This window comes from Thiomicrorhabdus sp., from assembly GCF_963662555.1.
Lineage (GTDB): Bacteria > Pseudomonadota > Gammaproteobacteria > Thiomicrospirales > Thiomicrospiraceae > Thiomicrorhabdus.
In genome coordinates this window covers 882,377-899,307 of record NZ_OY759719.1, presented here as the reverse complement: position 1 = coordinate 899,307, position 16,931 = coordinate 882,377, and the positions used below count along the sequence as shown (strand labels likewise).

The following is a 16,931-nucleotide window of genomic DNA, read 5'->3' as shown; positions in this document are numbered from 1 at the left end:
ATCACACATTAAAAAGTGCTGTTCTCTTTATAATTAATTCACTGAGTGATATTGATTTTTACGCTAATAGAGAACCTTAAGCGTCAATTCTCAACTCCACTAAAGCCGAAGGAAATTGCATGACCAAGCACATGCCCGATATCGCGTGTCAACCGCATCATGGCCCAAAAGGGAAACTTAACTGGGTAGGAATGAGCGGGATTGAACTCCCAATTCTTGTCAAACAAGCACAGGCAGACAATGAAAATCTAATCGATGTTCGCTTGTCTTCAAAAGCACAAGCTTATGTAAGTTTAGATGACCCACAAAGCAAAGGCATTCACATGTCTCGCCTCTATTTGCTACTAGATCAAATGGCAACTCAAGAGTCTTTAACACCAAACAGAGTCAATGCAATTTTAGATAAATTTATTGAATCTCACCATGGATTAAGTGCTAATGCCTTTGTAGAGTTTAAATTTGACTACTATGAACGTCGCCGCTCACTTAAAAGTGATAATAGCGGCTGGAAACACTACCCAACTACCTTGCGTGGAGAATTACGTGATGGCCAGTTTGAGTGTGAAATGTCGATATCAGTACCCTACTCATCAACTTGTCCATGTTCAGCAGCTTTGTCTCGCCAGTTAATTCAAGAAGCGTTTGAAGCACAATTTGCTGATCAACAACTAGATTATAAAACCGTGGTTGAATGGCTAGGTACGCCAGAAGGCATTAATGCAACACCTCATAGTCAACGCTCTTACGCACAAGTAAAAGTTAAAGTCGCTCAAAGTGATCACTTAGACATTTCTACACTAATAAATCACATTGAAGATGCGTTGCAAACACCTGTTCAAGCAACCGTAAAACGTGAAGATGAGCAAGAATTTGCCCGTTTAAATGCGACTAACCTTATGTTTTGTGAAGATGCCTCACGCCGTGTACAAGCCAAACTGGATGAATCTTCTGAGTACTTAGATTTTTGGATACGAGTGAACCATTTAGAAAGCTTACACCCACATGATGCGGTAGCGATTGTGACTAAAGGTGTACAAAATGGCTATATTGATGAGCCAAACTTAATGGATCCAATGTAATTAATTGATCATTAGTTGATAATGGATTCATATTTCATTCGTTGTTAACTAATTATTGCCGTAAATCAAAAAAGCCGGTTGGGAAATAATCATTCCCCAGCCGGCTTTTTTATTTATCATTTTTTTACAATTTACCACACCACGCAATGAGGTATACAAGCCTGGCATGCCCTGTGGCCATTTATATATTGTGAGCATAGGGTAAATTGATTTAACTATGTTAACTCTATTAACTTCTATCTAAAGAATGTGAGTTTTTATGCTCATATACATCAAATATGGTAATAGCCATCGCGGCAATAACTGGCCCAAAAAACAGTCCAATCACCCCAAAATGTAAGAGCCCTGCAAAAGTTGAAAGCACCGTAATTAAGGTATGGTTGGCCACTTCCAAACCTTCGCCACCACCACTTAAACTTTTAGATAAACGGTTAATCATAATGGGTCGTAAAATATTATCAATCACAAACCCGGTTATAACCACACCCCAAAAAGTAATAATTGCCGCCGTCACGTACTCACCTTGAATCAGGCTATAAATCACAATGGGAATCCAAACTAATGCGGCACCCACTACAGGTATAAAAGAGGTCACGGCAATTGCCATACCAATAAACAGGCCTGGTAAACCTAGCACCCAAGAGATAATCGCAAAAGAGAAACCTTGCACAAAAGCAATACCTACCACACTCAAAGTCAACACCGTAGAGAGTGAAGCAAAACGATTCATAATCATTAAGTCATAGTAGTTTTCTAACGGTGAAAGTATTTTGATGTGATGAGCAATTCGATGACCATCACGATAAAAGAAAAATAACGCAAAAACTGACAAGCCAATAAAGGTAATAAATGATGAGGTTGTACCTAATACGCCTTCAAGCAGAAATACGGTGGCGTTTTGCACAAAACCAATAATCTTTTGTGAGTTATCTCTTAACTGTGCTAAAACATCTGCTTGGGTAGATTCACTCATTGGTAAATACCCTAAGATTGATTGATTGAGTTTCGTTAAACTCTCTGCATTTTGCTGGCCCAACCAGGTTTGAGCGTGATTCATTAAACCACCCACCTGCAAACTCACCTCAACCAATAAATAGGTAACGGGTGCAATGACTCCCACAAACACAGCAACACTCATAATCAAAGCAGCCGAAGTTTCTGAGTGATTTAACTTAGGTAGTAATTTTTGATACCCTTTATAACTTGCCGTGGCTAAAATCATGGCAAAGAAAAGTGCTTCTAAAAAAGGAAAAAACAACCAAATGATTACCGTAATGGCGAGAACCAGTAAAATCATTAAAAAACCTTCCTCATAAGGACGATTGTCACGCATAATAAACCTCATAAAAAATAGTAATCAACGATGAGTGTACCCTATCATGAATACCGATATTGAAGAAGTGATTATTCGCCCAGAAGGCTCTTTACAAATTTTATCTTACCGTGAAGCAAGACAGCTATGCGATGTCTCTGATGAGGGTTTAAATGACATCCTACTACGCTGTGCCTTGGCGGTATTAAACACAGGTTCAGAAGCCGACAATGAATTAGCTTTGCTGGAAAAATATCCAAACTTTTCAATAAACGTTGGCGTGAAAGGACGTGGTGTGCAACTGATTATAAAAAATGCTCCACGCCAAGCCTTTGTTGACAATGAATTAATAGTGGGTATTAAAGAGCACTTGTTTGCTGTTATTCGCGATTTAATCTACTCAAGAAATGAAGTTCTATTTAGCCCTAAATTAGATCTAACTTCCTCGCATGGCATTACCAATGCCGTGTTTCATATTGCTCGTAACGCCCAACTAATGAAACCTAATGAACTTCCTAACATTGTGGTCTGCTGGGGTGGCCACTCAATACCTGATGAAGAATACCATTACAGCAAACACTTAGGCTATGAACTAGGGTTACGCAATTTAGACATATGCACTGGCTGTGGCCCTGGCGTCATGAAAGGCCCAATGAAAGGGGCTATTTTAGGGCACGGCAAACAACGTTACCAAAATGGTCGCTACATTGGCATGACCGAACCCGGAATTATTGCCGCTGAAGCCCCTAATGCCTTTGTAAATGAACTGTGTATCATGCCAGACATAGAAAAACGCCTAGAAGCTTTTGTACGAATTGGTCACGGTATTATTATCTTCCCTGGCGGCCCAGGCACAATGGAAGAGCTACTCTACTTATTGAGCATTTTGCTCAACCCAAAAAACCAAGATATTGCCCTTCCCGTAATTTTGACTGGCGATGAAAGCAGCCGCCACTATTTTGATGGGGTCATGCACTTTTTAGCAGAAACCTTAGGCAAGCCTGCCATAGATATGCTTAGAGTGATGATTGATCACCCTAGAGACATTGCCACCTATATGAAAGCCCAAATGGAAGTGGTGAGACAAGACCGTAAGGCGAGCAGTGATGCTTACTACTATAACTGGCGTTTAATGTTAGATCTGGAACACCAGCAACCATTTATACCAACCCACAAAAACATGGCCGAACTCAACTTACACAAAGACCAACCTGTACATAGTTTGGCAGGGCAATTACGCAAAGCCTTTTCTGGAATAGTAGCGGGCAATGTTAAAGCTGACGGCATTAAACAAATTGCGCGTCATGGCCCATTTGATTTACACGGCGACAAAGAGATTATGGAAGCAATGGATCTCCTATTACATAGCTTTGTTGAACAAAAACGTATGAAACTAGATTCCAGTGAGTATCATCCTTGTTATAAAATACACAAATAGAAACCAATATACATAATAAAGATCTCTGAAATAGCAGGGAAAGCGTAAAAAACGCATCTCTTGCCTGTATAAAAATTAAATTACCAGGCCTGGTAAATTACAACTAGGCGACAACATTGAGAACCACATGACTTTTGAAGAACTGGATTTAGATCCCGCCCTGCTGGATGCGATTGAACAACTAAAATACCACAAGCCGACCCCAATTCAAGAAGCGGCTATTCCTGTTCTGATGAATCGCAGAGACTTATTGGCTGGAGCGGCCACAGGTACGGGTAAAACGGCGGCCTTTGTACTGCCTGTTTTACAATATCTTCTGGATGAGCCACAACGCAGTAATCAACCTAGAGTTCTGTTATTGGCCCCAACTCGTGAGCTGGCTTTTCAAATTCACAAGGTGCTTAAACAGCTCAACACCTACTGTGACTTTGCTACTGCAGTGATTACTGGTGGCTTTAAAATGAGCCAACAAATTGAAACCTTAAAAAAACCCTGCGACATTTTGGTAGCAACACCTGGGCGTTTAGCCAAGATTATGGAAGAAGACCAAGTCAATCTTTCTGACATAGAAATGCTTATTATCGATGAAGCTGATCGCATGTTAGACATGGGTCAAGGACCAACGGTTAGAGCATTAATAGAAGCGATTCCTGGTGACTTCCAAGCTGGCTTATTCTCTGCAACATTAAGTGGTTCTGGCGTTGCCAAATTTGCCGATGAAGTGTTAGATAACCCAGACGTCGTACAAATTGATGCTCCTAACCAACAATCGGTACAGGTTCAGCAAGCGGTCTACTTGGCTAATGATAAAGAGCACAAGCACGCTATTCTTACCAATTTGCTGAGTGACCCAAGTTGCCAAAGTGCCATTGTTTTTTGCAATAAAAAAGACAAAGCGATTGAAGTCACAGAGTATCTTCAATCACAAAACATCTCTGCTCAAGTTCTACATGGCGATTTTATTCAAGCAGTACGCCTTGAGAAAATGCAAAAATTCACCTCTGGAAAAATCAAAGTCTTAGTAGCAACCGATGTGGCTGCCCGTGGTTTAGATATGTTAAATATTACCCACGTAATCAATTACGATATGCCATTTAGAGGTGATATGTACATTCACCGCATTGGACGTACCGGCAGAGCACAACAGGTCGGCGTAGCTATCAACATTGTAGAACGCCATGATCTACCAAATTTAGAAAGAGTGGAATACCATCTACAACAAAAACTGCCTGAAGAAAAAATTGCAGGCCTAGAACCTAACTTTAAGCTAAGAGATGCCATTAAAAAAGCGACGACCAAAAAGAAACCTAAGAAATCGGTAGCTAAGAAAAAAGCTAAAAAAACGACTAAAAAGAAACGTTAAATACGTTGATTAAACATGGCTTACAACCATGTTAATAGCTGATAAAATTTTACCAGGCCTGGTAAAAACCATTTTTGCAGGCCTGGTAGATTATCTTAAGAAGGCTCTCTCGCAGGCATAGTAGAAAGGTGCTCAAAATAGTGATGCGATAATGCAATCACCGCAAGTACAGGAACAAACAAACCAATTAACGGTAAAGTGCTCATTAAAAACAAAGCGGCTAATGCCGTGGTCGGTGTCCAGTTTGTCATGGGCTTAACCTGATTAAACATCGATTCAGGTAAAATTACCTGCCCCACGTCTTGAACAATTGAATATCTAAAAAACATAAAACCTAGCAACCAAAACCACACCACATTCACCAATGGAATAAACAGCATTGGAATCGTAACAATAAACAACAACAATAGTAAAAAGCCAAACCATAGTAGCTTTCCTATCATCCCCATCATTGTTCCATGGCCAGAGTAGTCGGCATTAGGATAATGTTTGTCATGCACAACTTTTACCAAACTATCCGTCATAAAGCCGGTAATAATCATGGCAAAAATCAAAATTAAATAACTGCCTAACAGTACGCCTAAAATTCCCGCAATAACGGCAAATACCATTCCAAAAATCCACAGCAAGGCACTACCGATAAAAGGAATTGCACCAATGCTTTGTTCTGCCTGATCAGTCCAAACGCCCATATCTTGCACAATCGGATTCTGCGTGACAAAGTCACTTACCAAAAACACGCCAAAAATGCCGTAGCCCATAATAGAGACCAAAACAATCGCTGCCACAAATGGCACAAACAAACGCCACAAGATCGCTGGCTCTTTTAAATCAGATAAAGTTTTAAACAGTAAATCAAACATAGTTGGCCTTTTTTTAAACTGGCATTATTTAAATTACACAATCTTTAGTTAATAACTAAACGTGTTAACAACCTGGTGCTGAGTGATAGTTATTTAATCCAAATAGATTTTACATTAGTAAATTCACGAATACCATGTTCTGATAACTCACGACCATACCCCGAATTTTTAACACCACCAAACGGCATCCTAGGATCTGAAAAAGTTATGTTATTGACAAAAGTCGCTCCAGATTCCATGCCGCGAGCCATAGTCTCTGCCGTAGCAATATCATTTGTCCAAATAGAGCCGCCCAAACCAAACTCAACCCCATTAGCAATCCCTAGAGCGTGTGCTGGTTCTGAAGCTTTAATCACAATGGCAACAGGGCCAAATAATTCTTCATGATAGGCAGGCATATTACTAGAAACATTGGTTAAAATGGTTGGTGCATAATAACAACCAGGACGATCTAGCTGGTAACCACCTGTAACGATTTTTGCCCCTAATTCTACAGATGCCATGACTTGCTCATGAAGCTCATCAAGTAGGTCTTGGCGAGCCATTGGAGCTAAGGTAGTTTCTGGAACCATTGGGTCACCAGCAACAAACTTCTCTTCAACTGCTGTTTTAAGCTGATCCACAAATTCATCGGCAATAAATTGGTCAACAATAAAACGTTTTGCAGCAATACAACTCTGCCCCATATTCTGATAACGCCCAACTATTGCACCCTGAACAGCATCTTTAATATTGGCACTATCCAGCACAATAAATGCATCAGAACCACCGAGTTCTAGCACAGTTTTCTTTAATTCAGAACCAGCAATACTCGCAACTTTACGACCCGCATTCTCACTACCTGTTAAAGTTACCGCTCTTACTACTGGGTGCCTAATAACTTGTTCAACCTTGTCTGAACCAATCATTAAGTTTGAAAAGATATGGTCTGGAAAACCTGCTTTACGAAAAACTTCTTCCATGGCTAAAGCACATTGAGGAACATTTGAAGCATGCTTTAACACCGCAATATTACCTGCAATCAATGCTGGAGCAGCAAAACGGAAGACTTGCCAAAACGGATAGTTCCAAGGCATCACTGCCAATACAACACCCAATGGTAAATAAGCTACATAACTTTTGCTGGCATCGGTTTCAACCACTTCATCTGCTAAATATGCAGGGCCTTTTTCTGCGTAAAAATCACAAACCCAGGCACATTTTTCAATTTCAGCCTGAGCCTCTTTGGTGGTTTTACCCATCTCTAGCGTAATCAACTCAGCCAAAGGTTCAATGTCATCTCGTAACACCTCTGCCACTCGTTTAATCATGGTACAGCGATCTTCCATTGGTGTTAATTTAGACCAATCTTCAAACATATGGCCAGCTTGATTGAGGGTGTAATCTAATGTTTCTTCATCCCATGTATCAAACTCTATTAGCAACTCACCGGTTGCTGGATTTATTGAACGCATTGTCATAGCGGTGCTCCTATTTTTCTGGGCTTATTCTGGACTTATGTTTATTTAATATCATTTTATATGATTCACTCATACTAACTAATAAGTATTATCTGCTTTAAATAAGCCCTTAAAAACAAATAAAGCCGGACAAAAGCCGACTTTATTTGCAATGTGTTACTAAATTGTACAATTGAATGGCATCTAAATTAAAGCTTTTAGGTTAGTTCATTTAACCTTTTAACACTTGTTGAGCCCAGGCATTTGCAGCCATAAAGCTGCTACCAATCTGCCTTATATTTAATCCATCATATCGCAAGCTAGTTAAGGTGTGGTTAAACTGCTCAATACTGATTAACACTTTTAAAGCATCACCCATTGGGCCTTCCTTTTCAACCAGTGCGTTAACAAGCTCTTCAGCTAAAGGCATCTCAGCCACGACTTCAGCAATCGGAGTTTTGAAAAAAGCTCCTAAATTAGAAAATAAACCTACTAAAAAAAAGCTGTCTTTATCGGCGGAATGACCTGTCGATTCTGCCAATAGCTCACAAAATTTAGCACGCATTAATGAAGTAGTTAATAATTCTTGAGGAATATCTTTCATACTTGAAAGCATGAGCATATTAACCCAAAACTTTAAACGTTTAATCCCCATATACTTCAAGGCGTCAGAAATATTTTCTACACGAATCGGAATCATCGCGGCGGGATTATTGATTGCTACTAAAAGCTTATGACTTAATGCCACATCTTGAGCAATGATTTTTGAAAGCTCTTCAAAATCGGTTGATGGATCATTCACTTTAGAAAGCAGTTGCAACAATGTAAGTTTATTGCCACTTAATTTTTGACCATTAATAATAATAGGATTGGTAAAGAAATAGCCTTGAAAATAATCAAAACCAAGCTTTTTTAAATAGAAAAACATTTCTTCTGTTTCTACTTTTTCAGCAATAACTTTAATATTTTTTTGCTGCAATTCTGCAAGCATTTTTTTCATCTGTATTTCGTTATGTGATTCAGGATCAATCTTAACGTAATCACTAATTCCCGCTAAACGAACACTCGACTCATCATCCATAAAGTCATCAAGAGCTATGCTGACGCCTTCTGCTTTTAACTCTTTTAAGTTACGTAATAATTCAATATCACGGGTAATATTATTGGGTATTTCTAAAACAAGTTGGTGAGTTGTATCAAATTGGGGCAATGCAGACTTTTTAATGAGTTCTTTTGGCAAATGAAGCATGGCATTATGGTCACCCACGATCGATTGAAAGCCAATTTTTTCTTCAATATCTTTAATCAACTCTTCGGTTGCTTCTAGACTTTTATTATTTGGATTAATGCCGTGATAAAACTGAAGCTCATAAGCAAAGACATTCATCTCTCTATCTAAAATAGGTTGTCGCCCAATAAATACTTCAGACATATACCATGCTACCCTTATGTATTTTAAAAAGATTAATCGATATTAAAAAATAGGTTTTTTATTCACTAAGTACTAAGTTATCTCTATGCACAAGTGATTCATCTTCAATATACCCAAGTATTGATTCAATCTGCTGACTGGGTTTACCCATAATCTGTTGAGCTTCAGTCAGCGAATAATTTACTAAACCACGAGCAACTTCTTTACCAACTTCATCATAACAGACTACCATTTCTCCACGCTGAAAATTTCCATGCATAGATTTAACACCAATAGGCAGTAAACTTTTACCTGAAGAACGCAATACTTTAACTGCTCCCTCATCAATTACCAATGAACCTTTAGCCTGTAAATGACCTGCTAGCCATTGCTGACGGGCCGTTAAAGGTTCTAAGTCTGGTATTAATAAAGTGCCTTGTGATGCACCATGAAATAGATTAGGTAAGATATTTTCTGCGTGACCGGAAGCAATTAAAGTTGCCGTACCAGAACGTGCTGCACGTTTTGCCGCCATCACTTTAGTGTACATACCACCCTTACCTAAAGCACCACCTTCTGGGCTGGCCATTGCTTCAATATCTTTACGGCTCACACGTGCTTCGCTGATTAATTCAGCATTTGGATTTTCACGAGGATTATCATTATAAAGACCTTGTTGATCGGTCAAAATAACCAACACATCTGCAGAGATAAGATTAGCTGTTAAGGCTGCTAAGGTGTCATTATCGCCAAAACGAATCTCATCGGTTACAACGGTATCGTTTTCATTAATAATAGGTACAACGCCGTACTCAAGAAGGGTTTCAATAGCACTTTTTACATTTAAATAACGCTTACGGTTAGATAAATCATCATGTGTCATTAAAATTTGTGCTGAATGGATATCGTACTGAGAAAACTTTGATTCATAAGCTTGAATTAAGCCCATTTGACCAACTGAAGCGGCCGCTTGTAGTTCATTTAGTAATTTAGGACGGGTTTTCCAACCTAGACGTTTCATACCTTCAGCTACCGAACCTGAAGAGACAATTACAACTTCAACGCCTTGGTTTTTCAACTCAACCATCTGCGCAACCCAACTTGCAAGAGCTTTACGATTTAATCCTTGGCCATCATTTGTTAATAAGGCACTGCCAATTTTAACCACCCAACGTTTGGTATTTTTTAAATCAGAACGCTGCATATAGTTTTAACTCACCTTTTCGTTACAGGCTAATCTTAAAAATCAAAATCTTCGTCAACCTGTGCACGCACAGGAGCTTCTTCTTCAGAAGCTTCAATTCGGTTTTGCTCTAGGGCATAAGCGATATCATTCACTAACTTTTGAGTACCGTCACGTTGTACAGCAGAGATTTGGTAAACCTTACCTTGCCACTGTGTCTCTTCAACGATACGTGCACAAACTTCATCAGCATCTTCAGCAGGTAATAAATCGGTTTTATTTAATACTAACCAGCGGTCTTTACCAGAAAGCTCTTCACTATATTTTTCTAATTCTTTTTGAATAATCTTCACATTCTCAGCAGGGTCAGATTCGTCTTCTGGTGCGATATCCACTACATGCAACAATAAGCCAGTACGAGAAAGATGTTTTAAAAACTGAATCCCTAAACCTGCACCTTCTGCAGCACCTTCAATTAAACCAGGAATATCAGCTATTACAAAACTTGTTTCTGGCGATACGGCTACCACCCCCAAATTTGGGTACAAGGTAGTAAACGGGTAATTTGCAACCTTAGGACGTGCAGCAGAAACTGCCGTAATTAAACTCGATTTACCTGCATTTGGCATACCCAATAAACCAACATCCGCTAATACCTTAAGTTCTAAACGTAGCTCTCTCTCTTCACCATCTTCACCAGGAGTACACTGGCGTGGTGTACGGTTTTTACTGCTTTTAAAGTGAATATTACCTAAACCATGTCGTCCGCCTTCAGCCACCATGATCTTGTCACCATGTTCTGTTAAGTCACCAATCACTTGATCAGCATTCACATCAAAAATAGTCGTACCAACTGGTACGGTAATAACTAAATCTTCACCCGCTTGACCGGTTTTTTGTTGACCCATTCCACTATGGCCATTTTGGGCTTTATAGTTTTTGGTAAAACGAAAATCGACTAAGGTATTTAGGTTACGGTCTGCCAAGAGATAAACACTGCCGCCATCTCCGCCATCACCACCGTTTGGCCCGCCAAAAGGAATATATTTTTCACGGCGAAAACTGACCACTCCGTTTCCACCGCGGCCTGCTTCTACGTGAATTTTGGCTTCATCAACAAATTGCATGAATGCATCCTTTTTAAATTGGTTAACCAGAACAACTGGCAATGCTATAGCTTGGATAAAATGGCTTTAAGTTCTTAATTAAACCAGTTTATGCAAACTTCTAAGTCAAATTATTTTATCAAAGCTTAGTAATAAAAACCGCACTATAAAATCTTAATAAAACGTAATTTTTAACTAAGAGCTGTCGCCCTTTTTATATTTTTTTGTACACAAACAAAAACGCCCCGTCAAAGCGGGGCGTTTTGTTAACAAGCGAGTCTGAAATTATTCAGATACAATTGTTACGTAAGTACGTAGAGGCTTACCTTTAGATACGAAAGCAACCGAACCGTCTGCTTTTGCAAATAAGGTATCATCTTTACCGCGACCAACGTTATCACCCGCGTGGAACTTAGTTCCGCGCTGACGAACGATAATGCTTCCAGCAGAAACTTGCTGACCACCAAATGCTTTCACACCTAGTCGCTTGGCATTAGAATCGCGACCGTTTTTAGTACTACCTGCTGCCTTCTTATGAGCCATGGTATAGTCCTTTTATTAACAGTGTTATCCCCTACTCAGAAATAACAGCCGTTTAGATTCAAATTTTAAGCTGAAATCTTACCGATTTTAACTTCAGTGTAGTTTTGGCGGTGGCCTTGCTTAGTCTTAGAGCGGTTCTTACGACGACGGAATTTGATGATGGTTACTTTTTTACCACGACCGTTTGATTCAACAGTTGCTGCAACTTTAGCACCTTCAACAACAGGCATACCGATTTTAACATCAGCACCTTCACCTACCATCAATACTTCGTCAAACTCAATTGCATCACCTGCTTCTGCATTTAGTGATTCAATACGTAAGATTTGACCTTCACGAACTCTATACTGCTTACCACCGGTTTTAATAACTGCGTACATATATCTCTCCCGGATATCTAAATTCTTTTTAATAAGCCGCTATTTAGCGAAAGCGGGATTATATAAGCTTTTACCTTCCAGGTCAAAACAATTTCACAAATATTTTTAATTTACCAGGCCTGGTAATTTTCTTAAATCCTTGTAAGCCCTTTATTCTATATAAAATTAGACTAAGATATTGATAATAATAAACATTTATTTATTGTATTTATTTAGAATTTAAAGTCTATTTATCTCAATAAAAAAAGGATTTTTGTATTTTATTTAATAATATTTGCTATCTAAACGCTAAGACTAGCGTCTCTGGCTTATTCATACTAAAATAGCGTCCTTTATAAATACCTGGAAGGCAAATCGCCTAACACATCATGACGTTATCAGAAATCCGTGCCTTAATTGAAGACGATATCCTAGCGGTTGACCAACTTATACTAAACCGCCTATCTTCTGATGTTGTTCTAATCAACCAAATAGGACACTACATTATTAATAGCGGAGGTAAACGTCTACGTCCTCTTTTAGTGTTATTGAGTGCTCGTGCTTGTGGCTATCAAGGTACTGATCATCAGTTAATGGCTGCGGTAATTGAATTTATCCATACTTCAACTTTATTACATGATGATGTTGTTGATGAATCAGACACCCGTCGTGGTAATAAAACCGCCAATGAAGTTTGGGGCAATGCAGCGAGTGTTTTAGTAGGTGATTTCTTATATTCTCGTTCTTTTGAAATGATGGTTGAACCAGGCCTGCTAAAAATAATGCAGGTTATGTCAGAAGCCACCAATGTCATTGCTGAAGGTGAAGTACTGCAACTGCTTAATTGCCATGATGCCGATACTACCAAAGAACGTTATATGGAGGTTATTCACCGTAAAACTGCAAAGTTATTTGAAGCGGCTACTCATATGGGACCAATATTGAGCAATAAACCAGAATTAGAAGATGCTTTTATTGCTTATGGCAGACATTTAGGTGCCGCCTTTCAATTAATTGATGACGCTTTAGATTACACCGCAAACGAAGAAGAGTTGGGCAAAAATATCGGTGATGATTTAGCAGAAGGCAAACCAACTTTGCCCCTTATTTATGTATTAGAAAATGGTAGCGACTCTGAAAAAGAGATTATTCGCAGAGCGATTGAATCAGAAGGTATTAATCTTTTAGAAGAAGTCACCACTATTATTAAAGGCTCGGGAGCAATAGCTTATACACAAGAGATCGCTCAAAATGAAGCCGAACAAGCCAAACAAGCATTACATGTTTTAGAAAATAGTACATTAAAAACGGCTCTATGTTCTATTGCTGATTTAGCCGTTAATCGCTCTCATTAATACCTAAAAATCTTCAAGGCTCCAAAAACACAAAAGCCCGCTTTACCAAAAGATATAAAGCAGGCTTTTTAGTCACTATTCAATACTCATATTTATTAATGAATTTTGCGTCTATTCTTCATTAAACCTTTTTGATGCCTTTCCAAAGCGAGTTTAAGCTCTTCCTCTTCTTTTAATGCCGCCGCTGCAGCAATCTGTTCTTCAATTTCAGCTTGTTGTTGTTCAAGAAAACGCTTGTACAAATCTAAATTAGCCAAACGCGTTTTATCCCAATCAATTCTTCGTAAAAGCCAACGAATCATAAATCGAATCACATGACTCTGATCCTGACTTGCGTACATTAGTTCGCCTTTAGGACGGCAACCATGCAACCGTTCAACAATGATTTTTTGCTCTTTATTAACAGGCTTAATTCGTATAAATCCGCTCTGTTCTTCATCAAAACTCGTGCTGTAATAGATGCGTACAACTCTATTCATACTAAAAATGGCTTTAGATAAAATAGTTGACTCATGCTTACCATTCAAACCCACCGTATGAATAAAAATATTCTGCGTCATAATTTGCCTAAAAAAACCCTCAACCTCTTCAAAATGAACTTCTTGACGAGCATCAGCTTCAGAGTTTAGCTCCTCTTGAATCTCGGCAGAGCGTTTTTCTAAACGTCTAAAAAAGTATTTGATTGCTGGACCAATCGGCTTGTTATTTCTCATCCATAGATACCTCTAATTAAGGTATCGACCGCAAGCGGTTTTTATAAAGCCCAAAAAGCAATTTTATTAAAAAAACAACTTACTCAAGCCAAAAACCAAAGAGAGAGCTCCATGAGCTTAAAAATACCATGTTAAAATATTCGTAGTTTTTAGTACAAGAAATAAACCATGCCTAAGTTACAGATAATAAAAATCATATTTTTACTCTTAACATTAAGCACATTCATAACGGGGTGTTCTTCTTACGGTGTAATTAATAATGAAAAACAAAATAATCGCTATAAACCAATAGAAAGTGTTTATTCCATTCAATCGGTTTTAGAACTTAAACCACAAGGTCGCATTGCATTAGTATTAACGTTTTCTGGTGGTGGTACGCGTGCAGCAGCTTTAGCTTATGGCGTTTTATTAGAATTAAGAGACACAAAACTTCCTCATTCAAAAACAGAGACTCGTTTATTGGATGAAGTGGATATCATTAGTGCGGTTTCTGGGGGGAGCTTCATTGCTGCCTACTATGGTTTAAATGGCAATCAAACCTTTAAAGATTTTGAAAAGGTTATGCTAAAAAAAGATATTGAAGATGAATTAATTAGTGAAGTACTTAATCCTCTGTCTTGGTTTAGTGATACAGGCCGTACCCAAATGGCCATCCAGCTTTACAACACGACTATCTTTAAAGATGCCACTTTTGCAGACTTAAAAAAACCTGGCCGCCCTCTGATATTAATTAATGCATCAGATTTAGCCAATGGTGCTCGTTTTTCGTTTACCCAAGACTATTTTGATTTGATTTGTTCAGACATTAGTAGTTTTTCAGTGGCCAAAGCGGTTACTGCATCATCTGCCGTACCCGTAGTTTTTAACCCTGTCGTGCTGCAAAACTTTCAACCCTGTAAAAATAACGCCTTAAAAAAACTTTCTGTTTCAGAAAAATACATTAAGGACAATCTTGAGTTGCAACAAGCGGTTCATTCTCTAAAAGAATATGCCAGCAATAATTACCCATTTTTACAACTTGTTGATGGCGGCATAACAGACAATCTAGGCTTACGGGCTATTTACGAAGCGATTCAGTTTGCAGGTGGACCAAAAGCCTTTTTGCGTAAAATGAATAAAAAAAGTGTTGATCATATTGCGGTAATTTCAGTCGATGCTTCTACTCAAAGCTCTCAAAACATTCGAATGACAAATAAAAGTCCTACTATTCAACAAAGTATTGATGCGATGAGTGACATTCAAATTCACCGCTACAATGACGCCACTTTACAACTATTTAAAAACTCTCTGACTGAATGGGGAAATCAACTCTCTTCACCTGGTCACGTGGTTCAACCGCACTTTATCAAAATAAACTTTAATGAATTAGAAACTCAAAAAGAGATTAATGAATTTAACCAGATTCCAACACGACTAAGTTTGACTGAGCCTGATGTGGCTAAATTAATTAACGCAGGTCGTTCACTGCTAAAAAATAATTTAGAGTTTCAAATGTTGCTGCAAGAACTGGATGACGACGAAAGCATCCAAGGTAAATCTAATAACTAAATAACCAATAACCTGACATTGAATTTACATAAAACCATTCTACTTCAAAGTAAAAAAGTTATAAAAAAAGGCCTTATTAGGCCTTTTTTCAATTCAAAATATGTTCTAGACATAATTAGACTAAACAGCCAACTTTATATTGGACCATACCTTGGAATATCTTCAGATGGATACATCAAATTAGAGTCATCGTACATCTCATCATGAAACTCCTCAACCTTGCCTTCTGCAAGATCACTACGAGCAAATTTAGCAATATGAAACAACGCTTCACCTTCATTGACCAAAGGCATACACATTTGCCCAATAACAATTCCACTGTTTGGAGAATAGACCTCTTCTTCTACTTCCCCAAAAGGATCAGAGACAACCCCAATCAGGGTTTTATTTGCTTCAACACGATCTCCATCTTGAATTAAAGACCTAAAAATTCCACTTTGTGGAGCACGAATCCAAAAACTAGAACGTGCAATAACCGGTTTCATTTTTCGCTCTTTTATACGACGAGATTTTTGTAACATACCTAAATGCCGCATGACATTTACAATACCTGATACGCCTGCACGAATTGAGACTTCATCAAAACGAAGAGCTTCTCCTGCTTCGTATAACAGAATTGGAATACCTTTTTTAACCGCTGCCGCTCTCAAAGAACCATCTCTTAAATTAGCATTAAGCATAACCGGAGAACCAAATGATTCAGCCATCATCTTCACTTCTTCATTATCTAAATCGGCTCTAATTTGTGGTAAATTGGTACGGTTAATCGCCCCCGTATGTAAATCGATACCGTGAGTGGCTTTACTCACAATTTCATTCAAAAAAATATGTGCTAAACGCCCCGCAATCGAACCCGATTTTGACCCTGGAAAACTACGGTTTAAATCACGACGATCAGGTAAATAACGACTATGGTTAATAAAGCCATGCAGATTAACAATTGGTACGGTAATCAATGTGCCTTTTAAACGCTGTAAAGCTTTAACCTTTAACAGCCTACGAATAATCTCTACACCATTTAATTCATCACCATGAATAGCCGCACTAATAAATAGAGTTGGTCCAGCCTGGTTACCACACCAAACTTGAACAGGCATAGTCAATTCACTGTGGGTATATAACTTACCTACTTGCAATTCAATCGTTTTCTTTTCACCTGGTTTAACAGTGACATCGCCAATAGTAATTGCTTGATTTTTAACAACCTTAGCGACCACTA

General features: G+C 38.5%; 15 protein-coding genes. 5 read left to right on the top strand and 10 right to left on the bottom strand.

Annotated features, from left to right (window positions below; all coding sequences use genetic code 11):
• Positions 1-119: 119 nt before the first annotated feature.
• On the top strand, positions 120-1,079 hold the full coding sequence (gene folE2, locus ACORJQ_RS03820) for a GTP cyclohydrolase FolE2 (RefSeq protein WP_321326161.1): 960 nt from the start codon (positions 120-122) through the stop codon (positions 1,077-1,079).
• Positions 1,080-1,308: 229 nt separating this feature from the next.
• On the opposite strand, the gene ACORJQ_RS03815 is transcribed toward folE2, so the two are convergent.
• Positions 1,309-2,412 carry an AI-2E family transporter gene (locus ACORJQ_RS03815; RefSeq protein WP_321326159.1) on the bottom strand — a complete coding sequence of 368 codons (1,104 nt, stop codon included), beginning with the start codon at positions 2,410-2,412 and terminating at the stop codon, positions 1,309-1,311.
• Between the two features lie 46 nt (positions 2,413-2,458).
• Here ACORJQ_RS03815 and ppnN point away from each other — a divergent pair, with 46 nt between their 5' ends.
• Positions 2,459-3,829, top strand: a complete 1,371-nt coding sequence (gene ppnN / locus ACORJQ_RS03810; RefSeq protein WP_321326157.1) for a nucleotide 5'-monophosphate nucleosidase PpnN — start codon at positions 2,459-2,461, stop codon at positions 3,827-3,829.
• A 127-nt stretch (positions 3,830-3,956) separates the two neighbouring features.
• Positions 3,957-5,192 carry a DEAD/DEAH box helicase gene (locus ACORJQ_RS03805; RefSeq protein ID WP_321326155.1) on the top strand — a complete coding sequence of 412 codons (1,236 nt, stop codon included), beginning with the start codon at positions 3,957-3,959 and terminating at the stop codon, positions 5,190-5,192.
• A 95-nt stretch (positions 5,193-5,287) separates the two neighbouring features.
• On the opposite strand, the gene ACORJQ_RS03800 is transcribed toward ACORJQ_RS03805, so the two are convergent.
• The 7 genes from ACORJQ_RS03800 to rplU all read right to left on the bottom strand — a co-directional run bounded on the left by ACORJQ_RS03800 (position 5,288) and on the right by rplU (position 12,117).
• A complete protein-coding gene (locus tag ACORJQ_RS03800) occupies positions 5,288-6,055 on the bottom strand; it encodes an EI24 domain-containing protein (RefSeq protein ID WP_321326153.1) in 768 nt (255 codons plus the stop codon).
• 89 nt (positions 6,056-6,144) lie between these two features.
• Entirely contained in the window at positions 6,145-7,515 is a 1,371-nt protein-coding gene (locus ACORJQ_RS03795) for an NAD-dependent succinate-semialdehyde dehydrogenase (protein ID WP_321326151.1), read from the bottom strand.
• A gap of 211 nt (positions 7,516-7,726) precedes the next feature.
• Entirely contained in the window at positions 7,727-8,926 is a 1,200-nt protein-coding gene (locus tag ACORJQ_RS03790) for an EAL and HDOD domain-containing protein (RefSeq protein WP_321326149.1), read from the bottom strand.
• A 58-nt stretch (positions 8,927-8,984) separates the two neighbouring features.
• On the bottom strand, positions 8,985-10,109 hold the full coding sequence (gene proB / locus ACORJQ_RS03785) for a glutamate 5-kinase (RefSeq protein WP_321326147.1): 1,125 nt from the start codon (positions 10,107-10,109) through the stop codon (positions 8,985-8,987).
• 35 nt (positions 10,110-10,144) lie between these two features.
• Positions 10,145-11,215, bottom strand: coding sequence for an Obg family GTPase CgtA (gene cgtA, locus ACORJQ_RS03780; protein WP_321326145.1), 1,071 nt, complete (start codon positions 11,213-11,215; stop codon positions 10,145-10,147).
• 264 nt (positions 11,216-11,479) lie between these two features.
• Positions 11,480-11,737 carry a 50S ribosomal protein L27 gene (rpmA, locus tag ACORJQ_RS03775; RefSeq protein ID WP_321326143.1) on the bottom strand — a complete coding sequence of 86 codons (258 nt, stop codon included), beginning with the start codon at positions 11,735-11,737 and terminating at the stop codon, positions 11,480-11,482.
• 65 nt (positions 11,738-11,802) lie between these two features.
• Entirely contained in the window at positions 11,803-12,117 is a 315-nt protein-coding gene (rplU, locus tag ACORJQ_RS03770; protein ID WP_237262435.1) for a 50S ribosomal protein L21, read from the bottom strand.
• A 368-nt stretch (positions 12,118-12,485) separates the two neighbouring features.
• On the opposite strand from rplU, the gene ispB reads away from it, so the two are divergent.
• Complete coding sequence (gene ispB / locus ACORJQ_RS03765) at positions 12,486-13,451, top strand: octaprenyl diphosphate synthase (RefSeq protein ID WP_321326139.1); 966 nt, start codon at positions 12,486-12,488, stop codon at positions 13,449-13,451.
• Between the two features lie 95 nt (positions 13,452-13,546).
• Here ispB and ACORJQ_RS03760 read toward each other — a convergent pair whose 3' ends face one another.
• Positions 13,547-14,164 carry a hypothetical protein gene (locus ACORJQ_RS03760; RefSeq protein ID WP_321326138.1) on the bottom strand — a complete coding sequence of 206 codons (618 nt, stop codon included), beginning with the start codon at positions 14,162-14,164 and terminating at the stop codon, positions 13,547-13,549.
• 168 nt (positions 14,165-14,332) lie between these two features.
• On the opposite strand from ACORJQ_RS03760, the gene ACORJQ_RS03755 reads away from it, so the two are divergent.
• Positions 14,333-15,712 (top strand): patatin-like phospholipase family protein, encoded by a 1,380-nt coding sequence (locus ACORJQ_RS03755; protein WP_321326137.1) that lies wholly within the window; start codon positions 14,333-14,335, stop codon positions 15,710-15,712.
• Positions 15,713-15,846: 134 nt separating this feature from the next.
• Here the strand turns inward: ACORJQ_RS03755 and ACORJQ_RS03750 are convergent, their stop codons facing one another.
• Complete coding sequence (locus ACORJQ_RS03750) at positions 15,847-16,929, bottom strand: succinylglutamate desuccinylase/aspartoacylase family protein (RefSeq protein ID WP_321326136.1); 1,083 nt, start codon at positions 16,927-16,929, stop codon at positions 15,847-15,849.
• Positions 16,930-16,931 lie beyond the last annotated feature (2 nt).

What these genes read in the sequence shown, in the direction of transcription:
- folE2 (WP_321326161.1), top strand. Translation starts at nt 120, where the DNA reads ATGACCAAGCACATGCCCGATATCGCGTGTCAACCGCATCATGGCCCA.
- ACORJQ_RS03815 (WP_321326159.1), bottom strand. Translation starts at nt 2,412, where the DNA reads ATGCGTGACAATCGTCCTTATGAGGAAGGTTTTTTAATGATTTTACTG.
- ppnN (WP_321326157.1), top strand. Translation starts at nt 2,459, where the DNA reads ATGAATACCGATATTGAAGAAGTGATTATTCGCCCAGAAGGCTCTTTA.
- ACORJQ_RS03805 (WP_321326155.1), top strand. Translation starts at nt 3,957, where the DNA reads ATGACTTTTGAAGAACTGGATTTAGATCCCGCCCTGCTGGATGCGATT.
- ACORJQ_RS03800 (WP_321326153.1), bottom strand. Translation starts at nt 6,055, where the DNA reads ATGTTTGATTTACTGTTTAAAACTTTATCTGATTTAAAAGAGCCAGCG.
- ACORJQ_RS03795 (WP_321326151.1), bottom strand. Translation starts at nt 7,515, where the DNA reads ATGACAATGCGTTCAATAAATCCAGCAACCGGTGAGTTGCTAATAGAG.
- ACORJQ_RS03790 (WP_321326149.1), bottom strand. Translation starts at nt 8,926, where the DNA reads ATGTCTGAAGTATTTATTGGGCGACAACCTATTTTAGATAGAGAGATG.
- proB (WP_321326147.1), bottom strand. Translation starts at nt 10,109, where the DNA reads ATGCAGCGTTCTGATTTAAAAAATACCAAACGTTGGGTGGTTAAAATT.
- cgtA (WP_321326145.1), bottom strand. Translation starts at nt 11,215, where the DNA reads ATGCAATTTGTTGATGAAGCCAAAATTCACGTAGAAGCAGGCCGCGGT.
- rpmA (WP_321326143.1), bottom strand. Translation starts at nt 11,737, where the DNA reads ATGGCTCATAAGAAGGCAGCAGGTAGTACTAAAAACGGTCGCGATTCT.
- rplU (WP_237262435.1), bottom strand. Translation starts at nt 12,117, where the DNA reads ATGTACGCAGTTATTAAAACCGGTGGTAAGCAGTATAGAGTTCGTGAA.
- ispB (WP_321326139.1), top strand. Translation starts at nt 12,486, where the DNA reads ATGACGTTATCAGAAATCCGTGCCTTAATTGAAGACGATATCCTAGCG.
- ACORJQ_RS03760 (WP_321326138.1), bottom strand. Translation starts at nt 14,164, where the DNA reads ATGAGAAATAACAAGCCGATTGGTCCAGCAATCAAATACTTTTTTAGA.
- ACORJQ_RS03755 (WP_321326137.1), top strand. Translation starts at nt 14,333, where the DNA reads ATGCCTAAGTTACAGATAATAAAAATCATATTTTTACTCTTAACATTA.